The 23,194-nt window shown below is 64.4% G+C and carries 17 protein-coding genes; 15 read left to right on the top strand and 2 right to left on the bottom strand.

The window, feature by feature from the left end; genetic code table 11:
* Positions 1-67: 67 nt before the first annotated feature.
* Positions 68-958, bottom strand: a complete 891-nt coding sequence (locus tag M2334_RS15400; protein ID WP_264595228.1) for a TauD/TfdA dioxygenase family protein — start codon at positions 956-958, stop codon at positions 68-70.
* 224 nt (positions 959-1,182) lie between these two features.
* On the opposite strand from M2334_RS15400, the gene M2334_RS15395 reads away from it, so the two are divergent.
* From M2334_RS15395 to M2334_RS15350, 10 genes are all read left to right on the top strand, one after another.
* Entirely contained in the window at positions 1,183-1,764 is a 582-nt protein-coding gene (locus M2334_RS15395) for an ANTAR domain-containing response regulator (RefSeq protein WP_264574319.1), read from the top strand.
* On the top strand, positions 1,761-2,969 hold the full coding sequence (locus M2334_RS15390) for a CmpA/NrtA family ABC transporter substrate-binding protein (protein ID WP_264605879.1): 1,209 nt from the start codon (positions 1,761-1,763) through the stop codon (positions 2,967-2,969). The genes M2334_RS15395 and M2334_RS15390 overlap by 4 nt, the downstream gene beginning before the upstream one ends.
* Before the next feature lie 102 nt (positions 2,970-3,071).
* A complete protein-coding gene (locus tag M2334_RS15385; protein ID WP_264605878.1) occupies positions 3,072-3,383 on the top strand; it encodes a GIY-YIG nuclease family protein in 312 nt (103 codons plus the stop codon).
* Positions 3,384-3,788: 405 nt separating this feature from the next.
* Entirely contained in the window at positions 3,789-5,039 is a 1,251-nt protein-coding gene (locus tag M2334_RS15380) for a nitrate/nitrite transporter (protein WP_264595225.1), read from the top strand.
* Positions 5,040-5,095: 56 nt separating this feature from the next.
* Complete coding sequence (locus tag M2334_RS15375; RefSeq protein ID WP_264595224.1) at positions 5,096-6,286, top strand: alginate export family protein; 1,191 nt, start codon at positions 5,096-5,098, stop codon at positions 6,284-6,286.
* 206 nt (positions 6,287-6,492) lie between these two features.
* Positions 6,493-9,027, top strand: coding sequence for a nitrite reductase large subunit NirB (nirB, locus tag M2334_RS15370; protein WP_264595223.1), 2,535 nt, complete (start codon positions 6,493-6,495; stop codon positions 9,025-9,027).
* Complete coding sequence (nirD, locus tag M2334_RS15365) at positions 9,024-9,362, top strand: nitrite reductase small subunit NirD (protein WP_264574324.1); 339 nt, start codon at positions 9,024-9,026, stop codon at positions 9,360-9,362. Before nirB ends, nirD begins: the two co-directional genes overlap by 4 nt.
* A 127-nt stretch (positions 9,363-9,489) precedes the next feature.
* Complete coding sequence (locus tag M2334_RS15360; protein WP_264606099.1) at positions 9,490-12,087, top strand: nitrate reductase; 2,598 nt, start codon at positions 9,490-9,492, stop codon at positions 12,085-12,087.
* Positions 12,080-12,871: a uroporphyrinogen-III C-methyltransferase gene (gene cobA / locus M2334_RS15355; RefSeq protein ID WP_264605877.1), complete on the top strand. Its 792-nt coding sequence runs from the start codon at positions 12,080-12,082 to the stop codon at positions 12,869-12,871. The genes M2334_RS15360 and cobA overlap by 8 nt, the downstream gene beginning before the upstream one ends.
* 472 nt (positions 12,872-13,343) lie before the next feature.
* Positions 13,344-14,183, top strand: a complete 840-nt coding sequence (locus M2334_RS15350; RefSeq protein WP_264605876.1) for a dienelactone hydrolase family protein — start codon at positions 13,344-13,346, stop codon at positions 14,181-14,183.
* 207 nt (positions 14,184-14,390) lie between these two features.
* Here the strand turns inward: M2334_RS15350 and M2334_RS15345 are convergent, their stop codons facing one another.
* Entirely contained in the window at positions 14,391-15,005 is a 615-nt protein-coding gene (locus tag M2334_RS15345; protein ID WP_264574327.1) for a DUF3237 family protein, read from the bottom strand.
* A gap of 465 nt (positions 15,006-15,470) precedes the next feature.
* Between M2334_RS15345 and M2334_RS15340 the strand changes: the two genes are divergently transcribed.
* From M2334_RS15340 to M2334_RS15320, 5 genes are all read left to right on the top strand, one after another.
* Positions 15,471-16,184, top strand: coding sequence for a FadR/GntR family transcriptional regulator (locus M2334_RS15340; protein WP_264574328.1), 714 nt, complete (start codon positions 15,471-15,473; stop codon positions 16,182-16,184).
* A gap of 326 nt (positions 16,185-16,510) precedes the next feature.
* Entirely contained in the window at positions 16,511-17,974 is a 1,464-nt protein-coding gene (locus M2334_RS15335) for a carotenoid oxygenase family protein (RefSeq protein ID WP_264605875.1), read from the top strand.
* A 117-nt stretch (positions 17,975-18,091) separates the two neighbouring features.
* Positions 18,092-20,605 carry a TonB-dependent receptor gene (locus M2334_RS15330; protein ID WP_264605874.1) on the top strand — a complete coding sequence of 838 codons (2,514 nt, stop codon included), beginning with the start codon at positions 18,092-18,094 and terminating at the stop codon, positions 20,603-20,605.
* Between the two features lie 227 nt (positions 20,606-20,832).
* Positions 20,833-22,371 (top strand): carboxylesterase/lipase family protein, encoded by a 1,539-nt coding sequence (locus tag M2334_RS15325; RefSeq protein WP_264605873.1) that lies wholly within the window; start codon positions 20,833-20,835, stop codon positions 22,369-22,371.
* Positions 22,372-22,666: 295 nt separating this feature from the next.
* Positions 22,667-23,170, top strand: a complete 504-nt coding sequence (locus tag M2334_RS15320) for an ester cyclase (RefSeq protein ID WP_264605872.1) — start codon at positions 22,667-22,669, stop codon at positions 23,168-23,170.
* Positions 23,171-23,194 lie beyond the last annotated feature (24 nt).

The raw sequence follows: 23,194 nt of genomic DNA, 5'->3' as shown, positions 1-23,194 counted from the left end.
CGGCCATGAGGGCGCGGCGATAACCGTTATTCAGCTTGTGCATATCGACCCCCCACGGCGGCGCTGATCAGGTCCGCCGCGCCTCGATCGCTGACATTTCCTCGCCATATTCACAAATGGTCGAGCGACGCAGGTCGCGCTTCACACCGAAGTAATCGAACGGGCGGGCGCGATGCAGGGTGCACCGATTGTCCCAGATGAGCAGGTCTCCCTGCTGCCACCGGTGGCTGTAGATAAATTGCGGCTGGGACGCGAAGGCGACGAGGGCGTCCAGCAAGGCGCGACCCTCGGCTTCCTCCATGCCGATGATATGGTCCGCGTGGGAGCCGATCACGAGGCACTTTCTGCCGGATGCGGACAGACCGACAATGTCATGGGTGACTGCCGGATACATCTCCTTGAGCGCCATCGTGCCCTCAAAGCCGATGCGCTGGCGTGATATCCAGACATTATGTTCCGCCACGCGGCCTTCGACCCCTTGGCGCACATCCTCGGGCAGCGCGTCGTACACGGCCCGGGTATCGACCAGCTCCGTCTCACCGCCCTCGCTGGTGACGCTGCGGCCGAGCAGGAGGGACCATTTGGTTGGCATGGCGTGGAAGGAACTGTCCATGTGGAACAGCTCATTGCCCTTGTTATTGGCGACCGCCTTGTCGTCCGGCGCCATGATCTCTCCGTCCAGCCGAAGATTGGAGGCATCGTACAGCAATGGGCTGATCCGCTTGCGGGGAGCGGCGCCATCAGAGCGCGTGCCGTGGGGGAGTTCCAGCGGGCCGAACGCCCGGCTGAAGCGAATGTGATCCGCATCATCGATGTGCGACTGCCCGCGGATGACGAGCACCGCATATTGCGCCATCGCCTCTTCCACGAGGTCGATCAGCGTCTGATCCGGCTCGGTGGAAAGGTCAGCGCCGATGAGTTCCGCTGCAAACAGCGGATGAAGCGGATTGATCTCCATGCATCGTCTCCCGATATTTTTATCGAGATTTATGGTGTGGCCTGACGAGGGCAACGGTGTGGTGGCGCATGGGGCCTATCGACTGCGTGCATAACGTCATCACGAAGTGGAGCTTGAGCCCGGCCCATTCTCCGCTCGCCATTGCATGCCGCACCACCGGGCTTTATGTTTGACTAGAGCCCTGCGCTTGGCGCACTTGCGCTGCGGGTGCGAAAAGAGATCTCATGAGAATCGTCATCGTCGATGATAGCGGCGCGCGCGCGACGGTCCTTGAGGAAGGGCTGCGTGATGCCGGCTATGACGACATTCATGTCGTCCCCCCACGCGGCGCCTTCGTCGCGCGGCTCGAGCGCATGGCGCCGGACGTGGTGCTGATGGACCTCGGCAACCCCAGCCGCGATACACTGGAAGAAATGCTCACCGTCAGCCGTGCGCTGGCCAAGCCCATCGCGATGTTCGTCGACCAGTCGGATGACAGCATGATCGAGGCGGCGATCGATGCCGGCATCTCTGCCTATGTGGTCGACGGGCTGCGCAAGGAGCGGATCAAGCCGATCCTCGATCTGGCGATCCGTCGCTTCAATGCCTTCGCCCGCATGCAGGCCGAGTTGGACGATGCCCGCACGCAGCTGGCCGACCGCAAGACGATCGACCGTGCCAAGGCCATCCTCATGGCCCAGCGCGGCCTCGGCGAGCCGGAGGCCTATGCGCTGCTCCGCTCCAGCGCGATGAACCAGGGGAAGAAGATGGTCGATATCGCCGCGGCCCTGATTACCGCGCATGACCTGCTGGGAGGCACGCCGTGACGCCGATCCGCATCGCTTTTTTGGGCCTGACCGATGCCGCCGTTCTTGTTGCCGCGCGGGAGAAGGGATTCGCGCAGGCCGAGGGCGTCGCGCTCGATCTGCTGCGCGATACCAGCTGGGCGACGCTGCGCGACCGGCTCGTCTACGGCCAGGTGCAGGCTGCGCATATGCTGGCCCCGCTCGCGGTGGCGGTGACGCTGGGCTTGAGCCAGCAGCCTTGCGCGCTTTCCGCGCCCTATAAGCTCAACGTCAACGGCAACCTCATCGTCATGGCACCCGGCTTTTCCGCCGCGTTGGAGCCGGACACGACCGCGCGCCTCAACGATCCGCTGGCTACCGCGCATGATTTTGCCACCGCCATCGGTCTGCATCATCGCAAGCCGATCATCGGCGTCGTCCATCGCTTTTCCAGCCATGCGCTCGTGCTGCGCTACTTCCTCGCCAGTGCCGGGATCGACCCGGACCGCGACGTGGTGATGCGCGTCCTGCCACCTTCCCTGATGGTCGAGGCGATGCGCGCCGGCGAGATCGATGGCTTCACGGCCGGCGAGCCCTGGGGCAGTGCGGCCATAGAAGCCGGGCTTGCCGAAGCCGTCGCCGCGAGCGAGCGTCTCTGGCAGCGCGGCGTCGAAAAAGTGCTCACCTTCCGCACCGACTGGATGGAGGCCAATCCGGATGCAGTCGATGCGCTGCTGCGCGCCATGGCCAAGGCAGCGCTCTGGTGCGACGATCCCGCCAATCGCGCGGAACTGGCCTTCCTGCTCGCCGGGCCGGCCTATCTCGATCAGCCAATCGCGCTGGTGGAGCGTGGGCTGGCCGGGCGCATCGTCGCGCGGCAGGGCGAGCCGCCTGTAGACCTGCCCGACTTCCTGCTCTTCGCCCGCGAAGCGACGCCCTTTCCCTGGCAGAGCCAGGCGCTGTGGATCTACTCCCAGTTCGTGCGCTGGCGCATGGTGAGGCCCGGGGAGGCGAGCCGCGCCAAGGCCGCGTCCGTCTTCCGGCCGGACATCTACCGCCGCGCGCTGGCCGACAGCGACGCGCCGATGCCGGGCGCCAGCAGCAAGGTGGAAGGCGCCCTCACCAGCCCACTCCCCATCGGCGCCCCGCGCGGCGCGATCACGCTGGGGCCGGACCGGTTCTTCGATGGCCGCAAGTTCGATCCGGATCAGATCGAGGCGTATCTGGCGGGGTTCGAGCGAGGGTGAGGGCGGCTTGATCGAAGTCGGACGCGAGCGACTTCGCGGCGGTCATCTTTTCCGCTCACCCCGTCATTCCCGCGAACGCGGGAATCCAGCAGCGAGCTAGCGATGAAGCGCAGCATCGAACCTTATGTCTACCTGCTGGCGTCGCGCCGCAACGGGACGCTCTATCTGGGCGTGACCTCCAATCTGATGCAGCGCGTGGCTCAGCACCGTACTGAAACCTTCGGTGGCTTTACGGCGGAACATGGAGTCAAGCTGCTGGTCTGGTTCGAGCAGCACGCGACGATGGAACACGCGATTCTACGCGAAAAGCAGATCAAGAAGTGGCGCAGAGCCTGGAAACTTGATCTGATCGAGCAAGCCAATCCCGATTGGCAGGACCTTGCAGTCAGCCTTGGTTTTGCGCCGCTCGACTGACTGGATTCCCGCGTTCGCGGGAATGACGAAGATATGGCGTAAGATGTTGGCTTCCCGCACCGTCTCGCATTACCCGCCTCAGCCTGGCCACGCCGAGAGCGCACCGCCGCCCGAAATTCCTCCAACATGCCTCCCGCCTCCCGCGCAAAATGCCCAACAAGAAGCGCCCCGACCCCATCCAAAATTGTGCCTTGCAACATGAGCCGAATCGCGAGATAGTATCTCCGTTACGCGACGAGGCGTGACCGCTTGGACAGGCGCTCCGTTGAGGGAGCGGGCCGCGTCCTCCCAAATTTTGCAGCAAAGCCGCTGGCCAGACATGTGCATTTTTGTGCGCATCGTCTGCCGAGCGGCTTTTTTCGTTTCACCGCCCATCAAGGGGCTTCGTCACTAAGGGGACGTGACATGGCAACGATAATCCGTGACGTACAGGGCATGAGCGCCACACCGGCATCATCCGAGAAAAGCAATTTCTGGCGCGTGGGCCACAAGCAGACGCTGATCGCCTCGTTTCTCTATTTCGATCTCGCCTTCATGGTCTGGGTGATGCTCGGCCCGCTCGCGCCGGACATCTCCGCTACGCTGGGCCTGTCGGCTGCGCAGAAGGGGCTGATGGTCGCAACGCCCACGCTGATGGGCGCCATCCTGCGCGTCGTGAACGGGCTGCTGGTGGACCGGATCGGTCCCAAGCTCTCCGGCGCGATCAGCCAGGTCATCGTCATCGTCGGACTGCTGACGGCTTGGATGATGGGCGTGGACAGCTTCGGCGGCACGCTGGCGCTGGGTGTGATCCTCGGCTTTGCGGGCGCCAGCTTTGCCATCGCGCTGCCGCTGGCCAGCCGCTGGTATCCGCCCGAGCATCAGGGCAAGGCGATGGGTCTTGCCGGCATGGGCAATTCCGGCACGGTCCTCGCCGCGCTGTTCGCGCCGACGCTGGCCAAGCTCTTTGGCTGGAACGCGGTGCTGGGCCTCGCCTGCATTCCGCTCGCGATCGTCTTCGTGATCTACATGGTGATGGCCAAGGACGCGCCGAATCAGCCCGCGCCCAAGAAGGTCCTCGAATATTTCAAACCGCTCCAAACGGCGGACGCCTGGTGGCTGATGGGCTTTTATGCGGTCACGTTCGGCGGTTTCTCGGGCCTGTCGGCCTCGCTCAGCATCTACTTTACCGACCAGTTCCTGCTCAGCCCGATCATGGCCGGTTATTGCACGGCGGCCTGCGTGTTCGCCGGATCACTGGTGCGGCCAATGGGCGGGGCGCTGGCGGATCGGGTCGGCGGCATCAACACGCTTGTGCTGGTGTTCCTCGTCGCCGCGCTGGCCCTTGCGGGGGTGAGCATGGCGACCACGCTCCCCGCCGCTCTCGGTCTTTTCGTGCTGGCCATGCTGGCGCTGGGGACCGGCAATGGTGCGGTGTTCCAGCTCGTGCCGCAGCGCTTCCAGGCGGAAATCGGCATCATGACCGGGCTGGTCGGCATGGCTGGCGGCGTGGGCGGCTTCTACCTCGCCTCCTCGCTCGGCTTTGCCAAGCAACTCACCGGCAGCTTCTCTTCGGGCTTCCTGATCTTCGCCGGTCTCGCGGTTCTGGCGCTCGCGGGGATGCTGGCGGTCAAGAGCAAGTGGCGCGCGACCTGGACCACCGGCGCCCGCATCTGATGACGTGACGATGGGGCGGGGCTGGTGGCTCCGCCCGTCTCATCAGGGGGAAAATCATGAAATACTTTTCTATCACGGCGGCCCTGCTGGTCGCCGCCGGGCCGGCTTGCGCCCAGGATCTGACGGTCAAGCCGCTCGCCGAACTGCGCCTGCGCTATGAGAGCGTCGATCAGGACGGGCTGGCCCAGCCGCAAGCCGATGCGGCAACGGCCCGGCTCCGCGCCGGCGCGCAAGCCAGCTTTGGCCCGCTCTCCGCGCTGGTGGAAGGGCAGGGCACGCTCCGCCTCGCAGGGGATGCCTTTGACGGGTTGGGTGGCGCGGCCAACCGCCCGCTCATCGCCGACCCGCAAAATGTGGCGCTGTCCCGCGCGCAGATTGCCTATCGCACGCCGTCTTTTGCGCTCACCGCCGGGCGGCAGCGCATCACGATGGATGACGAGCGCTTCGTCGGCGCGGTCGGCTTCCGGCAGAACGGCCAGAGCTTCGATGCCGTGCGCGGGGAATGGACCGGACTTCCGGGCGTTCGCGCGGATGTCGCCTTTGTCTGGCAGGTACGCACCATCTGGGGTGTGGATGGCGCCGGTGCCCGGCCGCGCAGCATCGACGGCGATAGCGTGCTGACCAACGTCTCGGCCAAAACGCCGCTCGGCACCGTTACCGGCTTTGCCTATCTGATCGATCAGGACGAGGCGGCGGTGCAGGGCTATCGGCTGTCGAGCCAGACCTATGGCGTCCGGCTCGCGGGGGCGCGCAAGCTCTCGGCTTCAACAAGGCTCGGCTATGCGTTCAGCTACGCGCGGCAGAGCGATTATCGCCGCAATCCCAATGATTATGCGGCGGACTATTGGTTGGCGGACGTGACGCTGGATGTGGCCGCCCTCAAGCTCAATGCCGGCTATGAAGTGCTCGGCGCGTCCGGCGGCGCCGCGTTCACCAGCGTCCAGACGCCGCTCGGCACCAATTTCAAGTTTCAGGGCTGGGCGGACAAGTTCCTCACCACCCCGCCCGATGGCCTGCGCGATCTCTACGCGGGCGCGAGCTACGGCCGGCGGGGCGTGACGGTGCAGGCCATCTATCACCGATTCGAGAGTGACCGGCTGGCGCGTCATTATGGCGACGAGATCAATTTCCTCGCCAGTGTGAAGCGTGATAAGGCCACGGTATCTGCGCGTTTTGCACGCTATGCGGCGGACAGCTTCGGGACCGACACCAGCAAGCTGTGGCTGCAACTGGATTGGGCGCTGTGACGATGACGCGCCGGAATCGCTTGCGCGGTTTCGCGAATCGCGTCATGTTGCAGTGCGAAGGGCAAGGACGCCCGACGGATTTCATAGCTGAGACTGGCCCGCGGATGGGCCGTCAAGGCGCGATGTGATGGCAAAGCCGCCATCCAGGCTTCGGTTCAAACACCGGAGCCCGGATGGCGGCTTTTTTTCGTTTTGGAGCAAGGCACATGGACTTCCAGGATTATCGGGGCGGAGGGGCAGCACCGGAGGTGGGACCATCGGAAGGGGCATCGGGCGGCAGCGCTGCGCCGCGCGAACATCTGGTGGTGATCGGCAATGGCATGGCCGGTTGCCGCGCCGTCGAGGAGCTGCTGGCGCGCGATGCCGGGCGCTACCGCGTCACCATCTTCGGCGCCGAGCCGCATGTGAACTATAACCGCATCATGCTCTCCCCGGTGCTCGCCGGTGAGAAGAGCTTTGACGAGATCGTCATCAATACGGCCGACTGGTATCGGGAGAACGGCATCGATCTGATCGTGAGCGATCCGGTCATCGCCATTGATCGTGCCGCGCGCACCGTCACCAGCCGCTCGGGCCGGGTCGTCGCTTATGACCGCCTGCTCATCGCCACCGGATCGGACCCGTTCATCATCCCCGTACCCGGGTATGACTTGCCCGGCGTCATCAGCTTCCGCGACATGAAGGATGTCGACACGATGGTTGCTGCGGCCGATGCCGGCGGCGAGGCAATCGTCATCGGTGGCGGCCTGCTCGGGCTGGAGGCGGCGCATGGGCTCTCCCTGCGCGGCATGAAGGTCACGGTGCTGCACCTGCCCAGCACGCTCATGGAGCGCCAGCTTGATGAGGCGGCGGGCTGGCTGCTCAAGACGGCGCTGGAGGCGCGCGGGCAGACCATCCTCACCGGTGCCGATACCGCTGAAATCTTTGGGCAGGGCAAGGTCGAGGGCGTGCGCCTGAAAGATGGCCGCGAGATCCCCGCGAGCCTCGTCGTCATAGCCGTCGGCATCCGCCCGTCGGTGGCGCTGGCGCGCGAGGCCGGTCTGGAGGTCGGTCGCGGCATCAAGGTCGACGATCATATGGTCACCTCCGACCCCGCGATTCTGGCCGTCGGCGAATGCGTCGAGCATGACGGGCAGGTCTACGGCCTCGTCGCGCCCTTGTGGGACATGTGCCGCAGCCTGGCGGACGGCCTCACCGGAAAGGCGAACCCCTATCGCGGCTCGGTCACCTCCACCAAGCTCAAGGTCTCGGGCATCGATGTGTTCTCGGCGGGCGATTTCTCCGGCGCCGGCGCGGGCTGCGAGGACATCGTGCTGCGCGATGCCAGCCGGGGCGTCTACAAGCGCCTCGTGCTGCAGGATGACCGTATCGTCGGCGCGGTGCTTTATGGCGATACGGCGGATGGCAGCTGGTATTTCGATCTTCTCAAGAAGGGGGAGAGCATCGCGAACCTGCGCGATCTGCTGATCTTCGGACAGGCCTTCGCCTCCGGGGGTGGGCAGGCGGACCCTAAGGCGGCCGTTGCGGCGCTCTCGGACGATGCCGAGATTTGCGGCTGCAACGGCGTCTCCAAGGGGCAGGTCGTCTCCTGCATCGCCAAGGGCGCGCACAGCCTGGATGCAGTGCGCGCGACCTGCAAAGCCTCGGCCAGCTGCGGCTCCTGCACGGGCCTCGTCGAGACATTGCTGGCGATCACGCTGGGCGATGATGTCCAGTCCGGCCCAAAGACGATGTGCAAATGCACCAGCTTCACCCATGACGATGTGCGCCGCGAGATCCTCGCGCAAGGCATGCGGTCGATCCCCGAGGTGATGCAGAAACTGCACTGGGCCACGCCGGATGGCTGCGCCTCCTGCCGTCCCGCGCTCAATTATTATCTGCTCTGCGCCCTGCCGGGTGACTATGTGGACGACCAGCAGAGCCGCTTCGTCAACGAGCGCCTCCATGCCAACATCCAGAAGGACGGCACCTATTCCGTCGTGCCGCGCATGTGGGGCGGCCTCACCAATCCGCGCGAGCTGCGCGCCATCGCCGATGTGGTCGAGAAATATGAGGCGCCGATGGTCAAGGTCACCGGCGGCCAGCGGCTCGACATCTTCGGCATCAAGAAGGAGGATCTGCCCGCCGTCTGGGCCGATCTCAATGCCGCCGGCATGGTCTCGGGCCATGCCTATGGCAAGGCGCTGCGCACGGTGAAGACTTGCGTGGGCAGCGAGTGGTGCCGCTTCGGCACGCAGGATTCCACCGGGCTTGGCGTGCGGCTGGAGAAGATGAGCTGGGGCTCGTGGATGCCCCACAAGTTCAAGATCGCCGTCTCCGGTTGCCCCCGCAATTGCGCGGAGGCGACCATCAAGGACTTTGGCGTGGTCTGCGTGGACTCGGGCTATGAGCTGCATGTCGCAGGCAATGGCGGAATCCATGTCCGCGCCACGGACCTACTCTGCCGCGTCTCCACCGAGCAGCAGGTGCTCGATTATTGCGCGGCCTACATCCAGCTCTACCGCGAGGAAGCCCGCTATCTGGAGCGCACCGCGCCTTGGGTCGAGCGGGTCGGCATCGATTATGTGAAGCAGCGCATCGTCGAAGACGAAGTGGGGCGCGAGGCCCTGTGCGCCCGCTTCCTTTATTCGCAGAGCTTCAGTCAGGACGATCCCTGGGCGGCGCGCGCGGAAGGCGGCGAGCGCGAGCAGCACGCACATATGGCGCAGTTCAAACCCGTCAAAGCGGAGGAAATGGCATGATCGGCGATTGGCTCGACATCGGCTGGGTGAACGAGATTCCCGTGCGCGGCAGCCGCACCGTCACCGTGGATGGCGCCGGGGAGATCGCCGTGTTCCGCACCGGGGACGACAAGGTCTTTGCCCTGCGCAACCGCTGCCCGCACAAGGGCGGCCCGCTGAGCCAGGGCATCGTCCATGGCCACAGCGTCGCCTGCCCGCTGCACAACTGGAACATCGCGCTGGCGACCGGAGAGGCGCAGGGTGAGGACAAGGGCTGCACGCCGACGATCCCGGTGAAGGTCGATGGTGGTCGGGTGCTGATCTGCCGCACCGGCACGCTGCAGGCGGCGGCGTGATGGGGGCGACTGCTTCTCCCTCTCCCCTTCCGGGGAGAGGGCCGGGGAGAGGGGGATTGCGTCGTTGACCCCCGCCAATCCCAGTTCCCCTCTCCCAACCCTCTCCCCTGAAGGGGAGAGGGCTAACATCCCCACCACCTGCGCGTATTGCGGCGTCGGCTGCGGCATTCTCGCGACGCCCACCGGCCCGCGCAGCATGGCGATCAAGGGCGATCCCGATCACCCGGCCAATCGCGGGCGGCTGTGTTCCAAGGGCACGCATCTGGGCGAGACGGTCGGGCTGGAGGGCCGTCTGCTCCACCCGATGATCGGCAACAAGCAGGCCGGCTGGGACAAAGCGCTCGATCTCGTGGCCCGCCGCTTCCGCGAAACGATAGCGCGCCACGGGCCGGACAGCGTCGCCTTCTACGTATCGGGCCAGTTACTGACCGAGGATTATTACGTCGCCAACAAACTGATGAAGGGGTTCATTGGCTCGGCGAACATCGACACCAATTCGCGCCTGTGCATGTCCAGCGCGGTGGCGGGCCATCAGCGCGCGTTCGGCGAGGATATCGTGCCCGCCAGCTATGACGATCTCGATGCGGCCGACCTGATTGTGCTCGTCGGCTCGAATACCGCATGGTGCCACCCCATCGTCTATCAGCGGATCATGGCTGCGAGGGCCGAGCGCGGCACGAAAATCATCGTCATCGATCCGCGCCGCACCGAGACGTGCGAGGATGCCGACCTGCATCTTGCGCTCAAGCCGGGCACGGATGTGGCGCTGATGAACGGGCTGCTCGCGCACTGCCGTCGCGAAGGGCTGGTGGATGCAACGTTTCTCGCCGATCACGTCGCCGCGCCGGAGGCTTTCTGGGAAGCGCTTGAGCGCGACCATGATTTGTGGAGCATCGCAAAGACCTGCGACCTTCCCCCTGCCGATCTCCAGCGCTTCTACGACCTTTTTGCGGCCACGCCGCGCACCGTCACCCTGTTCAGCCAGGGCATCAACCAGTCGATCCGCGGCACCGATCAGGTGAATGCGATCGTCAATGTCCATCTCGCCACCGGCCGCATCGGCAAGCCGGGCGCGGCCCCCTTCTCGATCACCGGCCAGCCCAATGCCATGGGCGGGCGCGAGGTGGGCGGGCTGGCGACGACGCTGGCCGCGCATCGCGGTTTTGGCGAGGAGGACGTGGCCGAGGTCGGACGCTTCTGGGCCGCCGAGCGCATGGCGACCAAGCCGGGCCTCAAGGCAGTGGACATGTTCCGCGCCATTGCGGAAGGGCGCATCAAGGCACTGTGGGTGATGGCGACCAATCCCGCCGTCTCGCTGCCGGATGCCGCCCGCGTGCGCGAGGCGCTGGAGACTTGCCCGTTCGTCGTCGTCTCGGAGGTGATGGCCGATACCGACACCGCCCGCTTTGCCCATGTCCGCCTGCCGGCCGCCGCCTGGGGCGAGAAGGATGGCACCGTCACCAACAGCGAGCGCCGCGTCAGCCGCCAGCGCGCCGTGCTGCCGCTGCCCGGCGAGGCGAAGCCGGACTGGTGGATCATCAAGGAAGTCGGCCGCCGCATGGGCTGGCGCACGGCCTTTGGCTATGCGCATCCGGCGGAAATCTGGCGCGAGCATGCCCGCTTGACCACCTATTGCAATGAGGGCGGCCGCCTGCTCGATCTGCGGGACAAGGTGGCGCTGGGCAATGCGGATTACGACGCGCTCGAGCCTTTCCAGTGGGGCGGCACGCCCTTTGCCGATGGGCGCTTCTCCACGCCGGACGGCAAGGCGCGGCTGGTGCCGGTCGTCCAGCGCGAGGCCGAGGCGCAGTTGCGCGACTGGCCGATGACGCTCAATACCGGGCGCTATAGGGACCAGTGGCACACGATGACGCGCACGGGCCTCAGCCCCAAACTCGCCCGCCATCGCGAGGAGCCGCAAGTTGAGGTGCATCCCGCCGATGCCGCGCGGTTGGGGCTAGAGGATCGCGCGCTGGCCCGCGTCATCACGCCGCAGGGAGAGAGCCTGTTCCGCGTCGCACATATGCCTGGCCAGCGCCGGGGCGAGGTGTTCACGCCGATCCACTGGACCGATTGCCAGTCCACCGGCGGGCGCACCGGCTTCCTTGCGCGTCCGCTGGTCGATCCGCACAGTGGTCAGCCCGGCTTCAAGATGACGCCCGCTCGCATCGAGCCGGTCGCGGTCGACTGGCGAGGCTTCCTCATCCTCCACGGCTCGGCACTGGGCGCCCCCAAGGCACCGGATTGCCTCTGGGCGACGCGCATCGCCGTGCCCAATGGCGCGCTCTATGAGCTGGCCGGGGAGGGCGATCCCGCCGTGCTGGATGCAGCCCTGCCGCGCGGTCAGCGCATCGAGGCGAGCGATTCCTCACGCGGCACGCGGCGCACCGCGATCCTGCAGGACGGGCGCCTCGCCGCCGTGTTGTTCGTCACTCGCAGCGGCGATCTGCCGGCGCGCGATTGGCTCATCGGCCAGCTTGCCCAGCCGCAGGGGCCGCAGGTGCTCGCCGGTCGCGCGCCGGGCGCTCAGGTCGATCCCGGCCCGATCATCTGCGCCTGTTTCGGCGTAGGCCTCCACGCCATCGTCGCGGCCATTCGTGGGCAGGATGGCGTCGATGTCGCCGCCATTGGCGCGGCGCTCGGCGCCGGCACCAATTGCGGCTCCTGCCGCCCCGCCATTGCGCAGCTCATCGCTGCCGAAACGAAGGAGGCCGTTCATGGCTGAAGCATTTGCACCCGGCACTATCTGGCTCGTCGGTGCCGGGCCGGGCGATCCCGATCTGCTCACCCGCAAGGCCCTGCGCCTGCTCGAACAGGCCGATGTGGTGTTCTACGATGCGCTGGCCGGGCGAGACATTCTCGATCTTGCCCCGCAGGCCGAGCATGTCAGCGTCGGCAAGCGCTCGGGCCGCCACAGCAAGGATCAGGCGACGATCGACCAGCTGATCGTCGCGGCGGCGCTGGCCGGACGGCGAGTGGTGCGCCTGAAGGGTGGCGATCCCTCGATCTTCGGCCGCTCGACCGAGGAGCTGACGGCCTGTGCCGCGCATGGCATCCCTGTCTACATCTGCCCCGGCATCACGGCGGCCAGCGCCGCGGCCGCCAGCGGCCTCGTCTCGCTTACGCTGCGCGGGGCGGCACGGCAACTCACCTTTCTCACCGCCCATGCGCGGGGAGCTGAGCCGCTCAATGTGGATTGGTCACGCCTCGCTGCCGGCGAAGCGACGCTCGCCATCTATATGGGCCGCGACGCCGCGCCGGAAATTGCCCGCAACCTGATTGCCGCCGGACTGCCCCCGGAGACACCGGTCATGGTCGCCGTCAATGTCTCCCGCCCGGATGAGCGCCTGCTGCGCGGCCGGCTCGATGCGCTGGCGTTTCTCGTGCGCACCATCGGGCGCGACGATCCCACCCTGCTGCTGATCGGCGATGCGCTGCTGTGCCCGGGGAGCGAGCGCAAGCGCGCCGCGGCGTTGGCGCAGATAGGACAGGCTACCACGCACGATTGATCTATCGCTCAGATAACAGGGTCGAAATGGCAGCGTCCTTTCGCAACAGGACGCTGTGTCAGGCGATTTTTCCTGATCTGAACTTAAACGATTGTGTAGCGTAACCACTGCCCAGACGCTCGATTTCTCAGGCGTCTGAGGGCGCAGTATCTTCAAAGTTTATGCGCTGCTGAATTTTGGTAGCGGTGCAATCACGACGCCCGCCTTGCTTTCACCTTGCAATTGCAGAAAATGGGTTCCAACGAACTCCCGCATGCCAGTGGATCGAATAGCTGGCAGGCGGCCAAATCCTCCATAAGGACTGCATCAGATGTTTAGGAGACTGTCGCTTGAGACGGGTCTGAAATCGATCGGTACCCGCGTTGAGGAGTATGCCATCATCGCAATAGTCGTGGCCGGCCTTAGCTGGCCGGCTTCACTTTTGGCGGCTCCAACTCCGACTCCGACGGCACCTGTTGAATCGGTCAGACTTTTGCCGCGTACCGGGCCGTTCACGGTGACGATGGAGACGGTGTCGAGCTTGCCCAACCACGTCATTTACCGTCCTGAGGGCGTCAAAGGCCGTATGCCGATCGTCGCCTGGGGGAATGGCGGCTGCGCGGCGGTGGGCAACCGCTACCGCAGGTTCCTGACGGATATCGCATCGCGGGGCTTTTTGGTGATTGCGGTCGGGCAGATCGGCGATGCGCGATACGAGACGGATCATGATGCCGAGCCCTACATGCCGACGGGCCCGATCGATTTCAACGCGCCTGGCCCTTCCGAATCCGTGGAACTGAGCAGGGCGATCGATTGGGCCGCGGCGGAGAGCCAGCGTCGCGGCAGTGCCTATTTCAAGCGGGTCGACACGCGCCATGTTGCGGTGATGGGCCATTCCTGTGGCGGGCTGCAGGCGCTGGCAGTGACAGTGGCCGATCCTCGGGTGACGACAGCGGTCATCCTCAACAGCGGGGTTTGGTCCACCGGTCCGGGCGGTCTGCCGGGTGCGCGCGTGACCAAAGCCGATCTGGCGCGAGTCAAAGTGCCCATCGCCTATTTCAGCGGCGATCCGTCCGATGGCGCCCATGCGAACAGCAAGGATGATTTCAGCCTGTTGCGCTCGGTACCGGCGGTGTGGGCCTATCGCACGGGCGTGGGACATACCGCGCAATATTGGGCCCCGCAGCATGAAGACGAATATAGCCGGGTGACCGGCGCTTGGCTGCAATGGCAATTAAAGGGCGACAAGAAGGCGGCCCAGGTGTTCCGGGGCGCGGATTGTACGCTTTGCAGCGACAGCAAGTGGACGCTGGCGCGACATGATATTCCCTAGGCGGGACTGATCATCAGTCAGCGCTGATGGCTGTTATAGCGGCTTCTCGTATGTGACGAGGAGCCGCTATTTTTTTATCCCGGTTTCACCTGGAAGGAGATCAATCCCGAGCATCCCGACCATCTGGCGTGATGGCTAAGAATGGCCGTCCCCCGGGGGGCGCGACGGCATCAGCCGAGCACACAGCCCCCGGGGCAGCCGGACTTGTTACACCATCGCCCAGTAAGTGAAGATGGATTGAGACTCCCGGCGGTCTGCCTTGCCGACGAAAATCGTGCGGCTCAGCCAGTCGTGCGGGCCAACCGGCGCATCGAAGCGCGGGGTGAGGCCCATATAATATTCGGAAGGATCGACCGGCTCATATTTGCGCATCCGTTCCAGCACCTCTTTGCTGCCATAGCGAACGCCGGTGTTGTGCAGCTCGATAATGGTGCCGTCATCGGCCTCGATCAGGTAGCGGGCGTCGAACCGCACCGTGTCGTCCGGTTTCACCGTCGGCCAATCGCCACCGCTGTGCGGGATGATCTTGCCGTTCAGCTTGGGGCCTTTCACGGTGCCGCCGAGAACACCAACATAGCCCCGATCCATGCCCCAGAAGGTCGGGCCGTAACGCAGGCGCTTGCCCAGCTCGATCTTGATTTCGAATGCGAATTCGAAGCTCGGCGGCGTCAGCGCCTTTCCGGTCATGTCGGAGATCTGCTGCTGCCGCGCGGCCGCTGCGCTCGTTTGGGCAGCGGCCATGGCCGGGAGTGCAGTGGCGACACCAGCAGCGCCGATGCCGGCAGACAACAAGCTGCGGCGCGAAAATGACTCATTACTCATATAGACTTCCTCTCTATCGCCCGAAGGCTCTCGCAGGCTGACGATGGGGATGCAGAAACATGGGTACCGCAGAATTGTCAGACCATAAACACCAGTCGAGGACCGGTGAGGCGGAGCTTGGTCGCAAAAAAACAGATCATTGGCAAGATTGGCGGTCTTGCTGATGGCATGATGGCTCCAATTTCGTACCCCTTTCCTGCATGGACAGCCGCGCACATCGGAAAACGGCTATTGAGCGCCCCGTATTCCGATCTTCTTAGAGCGTCACGAACGCGGGGACGCCCGGTTCCCGCCCCGCCGCGCCATCGCAAATCGGCTGAGAGTTCGTCGCGCCAGCGCTCTCTGCACGAGCGGCAAAGGCATAAATTCGCTGCATAATCTGACAGCTTGTATGCGCCATGCTGGCTTTCAGGCCGCAATCCGGCTAGCTGACGCTGCAAAACTCGGCGCAACCATGGGTGGGCAATGACAAAATCCGCAACGAACAAGGCGAGCCGCCGGCCGGTGCAGCTGAAGCGGCAGAAAACGAGCCTGCACCGTCGGATCGCGCACGATCTCGGCGTGGCGATCGTAACGGGCAAGCATCATCCCGGCGATATCCTCGCGACCGAGCTCAATGCCAGCGATGAGCTGAGCGTTTCCCGCAGTGCCTACCGTGAGGCGATCCGTGTGCTTGCCGCCAAGGGCCTGGTGGAGTCCCGCCAGCGCACCGGCACCGTTGTCATGCCCATCACGCGCTGGGCGTTGCTTGACCCGGATGTGATGGAGTGGATGTTCGAGGGCGGCGCCTCCACATCCGTGCTCGAGGGATTGGTCGAGATGCGGCTGATCATTGAGCCCGCAATTGCGAGCCTTGCGGCGCAGCGGCGCACGCTCCAGCAGATCGCGAGAATGCGCGAGGCTTTGCAGGATATGGAACGTTTTGGCCTGACCAGCGAAAAGGGACAGGCGGCGAACCGCCTGTTCTATGAGGTGCTGTTGCAGGCGACGGCCAATCCCCCGCTGGTCAATCTGGGCAACAGCCTTGGCACTTTTGTGCTGTGGTACACGGAATTTCAGGGCGGCAGCAGCACGCCGCGCGAAACCGTGCGCGAACATTGGGCGCTGTTTGATGCCGTCGCCGCGGGCGCAGCCGAGGAAGCATCCGCTGCCATGGAAGGCCTGATCCGCAGCACCTGACCTGCGACGCGGGCTACCGGGCTCTGCCAATCATAAAGCGCCCTGCCCCGTAGCACTCGCTATTGCGCAGTATATGCCATGAGCATTCTGTGTGGTTTTCCTCAAATTGTCTGTTTTTTTGTGGCCCCTTCCGCGCGATGTTGGTATCGGCGCCGGCGCGTCATGGCCAGACGATCGGCCGGACGGTGAATATTTATAGGGCTGAAGCATCTTAAGATGCTGAAAAGAGATAGATGTGAGGGGCTTGGGATGGCGGGCGGTCAGATAATCGGCGATTCGCTAGATGCGGACCAACTGCGGCGGATTAGCTCTGCCGGAGTCCTGTCATGACCGCTTTTCCTCAGACCATTCATTTCACGGGCCTTAATACGCCTGTTCGCACCGAAGCGTCTGTCCGCAACCTGCTGGTGGAAGGCGAGATCCCGTCCGAGATCGAAGGCGCCTTCTTTCGCGCCGTGCCGGATCCGGCCCACCCGCCGATGTTCGATGACGATCATATCCTGTCGGGAGACGGGATGATCGCGCGTTTCAAGTTCGACCATGGCGCTGTGGATTATGACATTCGCTATGTCGAAACCGCGCGTTATGCGGCCGAGCGCGAAGCCCGGCGCGCGCTGTTCGGCCAGTATCGCAATCCCTTTACCGATGACCCCAGCGTTGCGGGCGTTGATCGCACGGTCGCGAACACGACGCCGCTTTGGCATGCAGGTCGGCTGTTCATGACGAAGGAGGATGGCCGCGCCTATCGCGTGGATCCGACTACCCTGGACACGCTCGGTGCCTGGGATTTCGGCGGCGCCCTCAAATCGGAGACGATGACGGCCCATTCGCGGATCGATCCCGAGACCGGCGAATTGTTTTTCTTCGGCTATGAGGCCGATGGCGAATGTTCGCGGGCGATCGCCTATGGGATTGCGGATCGCGACGGCAACCTCGTTCGCGAGCAGTGGTTCGACCAGCCCTATGGCGGCATGATCCATGACTTTGCGATCACGAAGAGCCGCGCGATTTTCCCGATTTTTCCGACCACCACCGATCTTGAGCGGCTGCGCGCCGGCGGGCCGAAATGGGCCCATGAGCAGGACCTGACCTGCCGCGTTGGAATCATGCCGCGCGATGGCGATGTCACTGCGATGCGCTGGTTCGAAGGCGCGGCTGGCGCGTCCGCTTTTCATATCATGAACGCCTTCGATGAAGGCGATCGGGTTCATCTCGATATCTTCGTATCCGACACGAACGCATTTCCGTTCATGCGCGAAGCGGGCGGAATCCAGCGCGGTCAGCAGGAGATCCGCGGTGCCTTCGAACGCTGGACGTTCGACCTCACCAAGGATGGCTCTTCCTACGAGGTGCGGCCGCTCGGCCCCCCGGGCGACATGCCGCGCATTCGCGATGCCGATACCGGCCTGCCGTACAGCTTCGGCTGGTATCTGACGGTCAATCCGAATGGGCCGCCTCCGCTGCCCGGCGGCCCGGTCGGCATGACCTTCAACATGCTTATCCGCATCGATGTGGCGCATTGCGGGCTCGACGCGCTCGCACTGCCGCCCGGTCACGCAATCAGCGAGCCCGTTCATGTGCCCTCGGCCGCGCCGGGGCATGACGGGTGGTTGCTTGCTGTGGTCGATCGCCAGGTCGGCGATCAGGCCTTCGCCTCGCAGCTTTGGGTCATCAATGCTGGCGCGGTCGGGGCGGGGCCGGTTGCCAAGGTGCATGTGCCGCTGCCCTTGCGCGCGCAGGTGCATGGCACATGGGTGCCAGCCACGCAACTGGTGCTAGCAAAGACCTGAAACCAAAGCAGTAATTCCGGGCGCCCCGCGCGCCTTCTTTTTCGTTCAGTTTTGCAATCGATTGAAATTCAATGGTTCGGCCCGCTCGTCGAGAGCGGTGCTTTTAGGAGGGAAAGAATGAAGACCATGAGCATCTGGCAAATCAACGGCGCGACCTGGTTGCGCAACTCCGTCGCGGTCGGCGCGATGGCAATCGCTTGTGCGGCACCCGCCTTTGCGCAGGAGGCGGCTCCGTCGACGGCACCCGTCAATCAGGCGGAACCGACCGCGCAGACCGAGGACGGCATCAGCGAAATCGTCGTGACCGCGCAGTTCCGTGGCCAGAGCGCCCAGAAAACACCGCTCGCGATCACGGCCTTGTCGGCTGAGACGATCGCCGCGCAGGGGCTGACCACCGTCAGCGATATCGCAGCCCAGGCCCCTAACGTCGTGCTTCAGCCGGCTCCCGCTGGCGCCGGTCCGTCGGTTCAGTCCTTCATTCGCGGCGTGGGTCAGGTGGACTTCAATCCCGCCGTGTCGCCCGGCGTCGGCACCTATATCGACGACGTCTATTACGGCACCATCGCTGGCGCCAACTTCGATCTGGTCGACCTCGATCGCATCGAGGTCCTGCGCGGTCCGCAGGGCACGTTGGCCGGGCAGAACTCGATCGGCGGCTCGGTGAAGCTGTATTCCAAGAAGCCGACCGGCAATGGCAGCGGGTTCATCTCGCTCTCTTACGGAAGCTACAATAATGTGCGCGTGAATGCGGCAGCGGACATGACGCTGGTGCCCGATCGCCTGTTCATGCGGATCACCGGCGTGACCGACCACAAGGATGGCTATGTCACGCGGTACGATTATGCCTGCACGCATCCGGGTACGCAGGTTCCGTCCTTCGCGCGTGATGCGAACTGCAAGCTCGGCACTGAAGGCGGGAAGGCCGTGGCAGCCGGGCGCGTCCAGCTGCGCTGGGTGCCCACTGATGCGCTCGAGGTCAACCTCGCTGCGGACTATGTCAGCGACAAGTCGGAAGGCACGCCGCAGACGTTGCTTTATGCCCGCAATGACAGCCTGACGCCCAAGAATAGCATCAATGGCGTCAGCGTCGGCACCGCGACCGGCGCGTCGCAGTTCATCAGCTATTCCCCGTTCGGCGCGTTCGCTGGCGACAGCTTCAGCACGAGCCCCTATACCAACTACGCGACCTATTGCGACCCGACCCCGAGCAGCCGCTCCGGCGCCTATTGCCTGGATTCAAGCTCGGCGACCAAGGGCGGCGGCGTCTCCCTGACGATCGACTACAAGCTTGCCGACAATGTCTCGTTCAAGTCGATCACAGCCTATCGCAAGCAGAAGATGGAGTTCTCGCAGGATAATGATGCGACGCCTGTCCCGCTGGCGCAGAGCTTCAATGCGCTGACCTATCGCGAGGTGACGCAGGAGCTGCGCGTGAATGCCAGCCTGATGCAGGATGCGGTTAATCTGACGCTCGGCGGCTTCTTCATGGATGAGTTTACTGCGCTGGATTCGCGCATCGACATCCCGCCCTTCGACTTCATCGGGCGGGATCGCGTGCCCGCGAAGACCTATGCCGTGTTCGGCAACGTCGACTGGAGCGTGACCGACAAGCTGCAGCTGATCGGCGGGCTGCGCTACTCGAAGCAGGAAAAGACCTTCAAGTTCGGCCGCCTCGGCGTGCCGGGCACGCAGCTCGGCGGCCATCCCGATGGCCCGCCCTATCTGCCCTGCCCCGAAGCGGGCGGGACGATCGTCAATGTGGCGGTCTGCCCGGTGAATGGCGCCTCGGGCACCTTCAAGGGCGACAATGTCGATTATCGCATTGCAGCGCAGTACCAGTGGACCCCCACGATCATGACCTACGCGTCGGTCGCGACCGGCTTCAAGGGCGGCGGCATCAACCCGCGGCCGTACAATATCTACCAGGTCATCCCGTTCGCGCCCGAAAAGCTGACCTCCTATGAGGTTGGCTTCAAGAGCGACCTGTTCGACCGCAAGCTGCGCGTCAACGGCAGCTTCTTCTATGGCAACTACACCGATCTCCAGCTCCCGGTCAGCGCGTGCCCGGCCAACCCGGCTTATCCGGATGTGCCTCTGGCAAGCTATGCACAGCCGTGCAGCGCGCTGCTGAACGTCGGCAAGGCGGTGACCAAGGGCGGTGAACTGGAACTGACCGCTCGCCCGACCAGCAATCTCACGCTGCAAGCGGCGGTCGGCTACATCAACATCGGCTTCAAGTCGCTGCAGGCGACGGCGATCAGCGCCGGCACCACGCTGGACTCCAAGTTCCCGCTGATCTCCGACTGGAAGGGCAGCGCGAGCGCCCAGTATCGCATCGATACGGCCAGTTTCGGCACTCTGACGCCACGGCTGGACATGACGTTCCAGTCCAGCTTCCAGACGTCGATCCCCAACACGACGTTCAACAAGGTGCCGGCCTACACGCTGCTCAATGCAGGCCTGACCTGGGATGCTCCGGGCGGCGATTGGCAGGTGATTGCGAACGTCATGAACCTGACGAACAAGCTTTATTACTACGCTTATCTGGATAACCGTGCGACCAATGGCACGGTGAATGGCTTCCCGGCCGCGCCGCGGCAGTGGCGCCTCACGGTGAAGCGTTCGTTCTGATGATCGGCGGCGGGGCTGTGGTTGCGATGCGATCTCTGCCCCGCCGCGAGAACCATAAGATGAAATAGGGTGGAGGCGGCAGGGTGAAAGTCGGTCGGAGAGCGATATTAACGGGCGGCGCCGCGATCGTCGCTGCCAGCACCCAGACCCCTCGCATGGCAGCCGCCGCTGTTGCTCCCTCGCGCACTGGCGGGCAGGCGGTATCCGCAGGCCGGGATACGGCACGCGTGGAAACGCAATCGGGGACGTTGGCCGGCTATCGGCAAGGCGACGTCCTGACCTTCAAGGGCATTCCTTATGCGGATGACACGGCCGGGCCAAATCGCTTCCTGCCGCCACGTCCGCCCCGTCCATGGTCGGGTGTGCGCAGCGCGCTGAGCTTCGGACCGGTCTGTCCACAAGATCGCGGATCGGGGCGGGCCAATGACGAAGAAGCGTTCATTTTTCAATGGAATGACAGCTACGAGCGCGAAGACTGCTTGCGGCTCAATATCTGGACGCGCGGCGATGCCGGTCGCCCCCGACCCGTGATGGTCTGGCTGCACGGCGGCGCGTTCATCGCCGGATCGGGCCATGACCTGCCCGCCTTCGACGGCCATAATCTGGCCGACCTGCACGACGTGGTGGTGGTCACGTTGAACCATCGGCTCAACGCGCTCGGGTTTCTCGATCTGTCGACGTTCGATTCCGCCTTCGCGGACTCCGGCAATGTCGGTCTGCTCGACATCGTAGCCGCGCTGCAATGGGTGCGCGACAATATCGCAGCGTTCGGCGGCGATCCGGCGCGCGTCACGCTGTTCGGCCAGTCCGGCGGCGGACGCAAGGTTGCGGCGCTGATGGCCATGCCCCAGGCGCGCGGGCTGTTCCATCGGGCGATCGTTCAGAGCGGCTATGTCCCCACCGGCGTGACGGTAGACGAGGCTGCGAGCCTGGCCGCCGCAACGCTCGCTGAACTGGGCATTGCGAGGACGTCGGCGCGCGCCGTGCAGGATGTGCCCTATCCGCAATTGCTTGCGGCATCGAATGCGGCAGCGCGGCGGCTCAATCCCAAGCTTGCGGGAAGCCCCATCGATCCGCGAAATTTGCCGCGCTTCTCATTTGGGCCGGTTATCGGCGGGGCCACTCTTCCCGGCGGCGTGCTCTCCGATGGCGCACTGGCGAATTCCGCGCATGTGCCGCTGATCGTCGGCACCACGCTCAACGAATTCGCAACCGGCATCAACGACCCGGCGTTCGAGGCTTTATCGCCAGCGCAATTGCGGGAACGGGTCACCGGCCTGTTCGGCGATCGTGCGGACGGCATTATCGAGGCCTTCAAAGGTCGCACGCCGCATGCTTTGCCCTGCGATCTATGGTCACGCATCGCGACCGCGCCGCTGCGCCTCAGCGCGATGGAATTTGCCCGTCGCAAGGCCGCCATCGGCGGAGCAGGCGCATGGCTGTACCAGTTCGCACGCCCTGCGCCGGTGCTGGATGGCCGGCCACGCGCATTCCATTGTGCGGATATTCCCTACGCGTTCGCCAATGCCGAACGCTGCGCCACGATGACCGGAGGGGACGCGGCCGCGCTGAAGCTGTCCAATATCATGGCCGGCGCCTGGACCCGATTTGCCGGGACCGGTGACCCCAACGGACCGGGTTTGCCGCGCTGGGCGGCTGCAAATCGAGACCGACCTGCGACCATGATCTACGACGATCAGACCCGGCTCGACACCGGCAGCGACCACGCCGAACTGGCAACCGTCGCGGCTGCCTTGCGTGACTGAGCAGTCGCGCGAATTCTCAAGGCGGCGCGTGACGGACATCGGGAGCGAGGGCGAAACAGTTGATCAATACTCTGATTTTATGGTCGGCGTTCCACGCGCAAAGCCGCTTTCGCTCAAAGATGGTAGAAATCGTTCGCCGCTGGCGCAGATTATTGTCTTTTCATAACAGAGCGTTGCCTCGCCATCCGATCTCTAAACGAGAGGAATTGGCGGCGCTTAAAAGTCCTACCTTTTTCCGCCTCTGTCATGCTAGGCTTCTCCCATGATATCGATCCTGCTTGCTACCGCTCTTGCCATGGCCCCGGACTCGACGCCGGCTGTGGCCCCGCCCTCATCGCATGAAGCGCCGGCGGCAGCGCCGTCCGTTCCTACGGATCACGCTGCCTTGCTCGCCAGCAAGGACCCCAAGCTCGCGCGGAACAAGCGGCTGGTGTACGACATGTATCGGATCGTGCTCGTGGCTGGTCAGGTTGATCGCGCGCACGAGTTCATCGCGAAGGATTACATCCAGCATAATCCCAATGCCGCCCAGGGTTTGGCCGGCGTGATGGATTATGTCCGGTCCTCGCGCCCGCAGCGGCCTGTGGAGGCAAAATTGAGCCTCCCCATGGTCGACATCACGGCGGAGCGGGACAAGGTCGTCATTGCATTTGTGCGCCCCGAGAAGGACGCGAACGGGCAGACCTATTACACAACCTGGTTCGACATGTTCCGGATCGAAAACGGCAAGATCGCGGAGCATTGGGATCCGATGCTGAAGGGCGAGCCTAAGGTTGACCCAAATCAGAAGAAGCTCTGATCGTTAAAGGAAATCTCTTGAATT

Origin of the sequence: Sphingobium sp. B11D3D, from assembly GCF_025961755.1 — a bacterium.
In the GTDB taxonomy this organism is placed as follows: domain Bacteria; phylum Pseudomonadota; class Alphaproteobacteria; order Sphingomonadales; family Sphingomonadaceae; genus Sphingobium.
The sequence above is the reverse complement of the archived record's forward strand: the minus strand, read 5'-3'. Positions and strand labels throughout refer to the sequence as shown.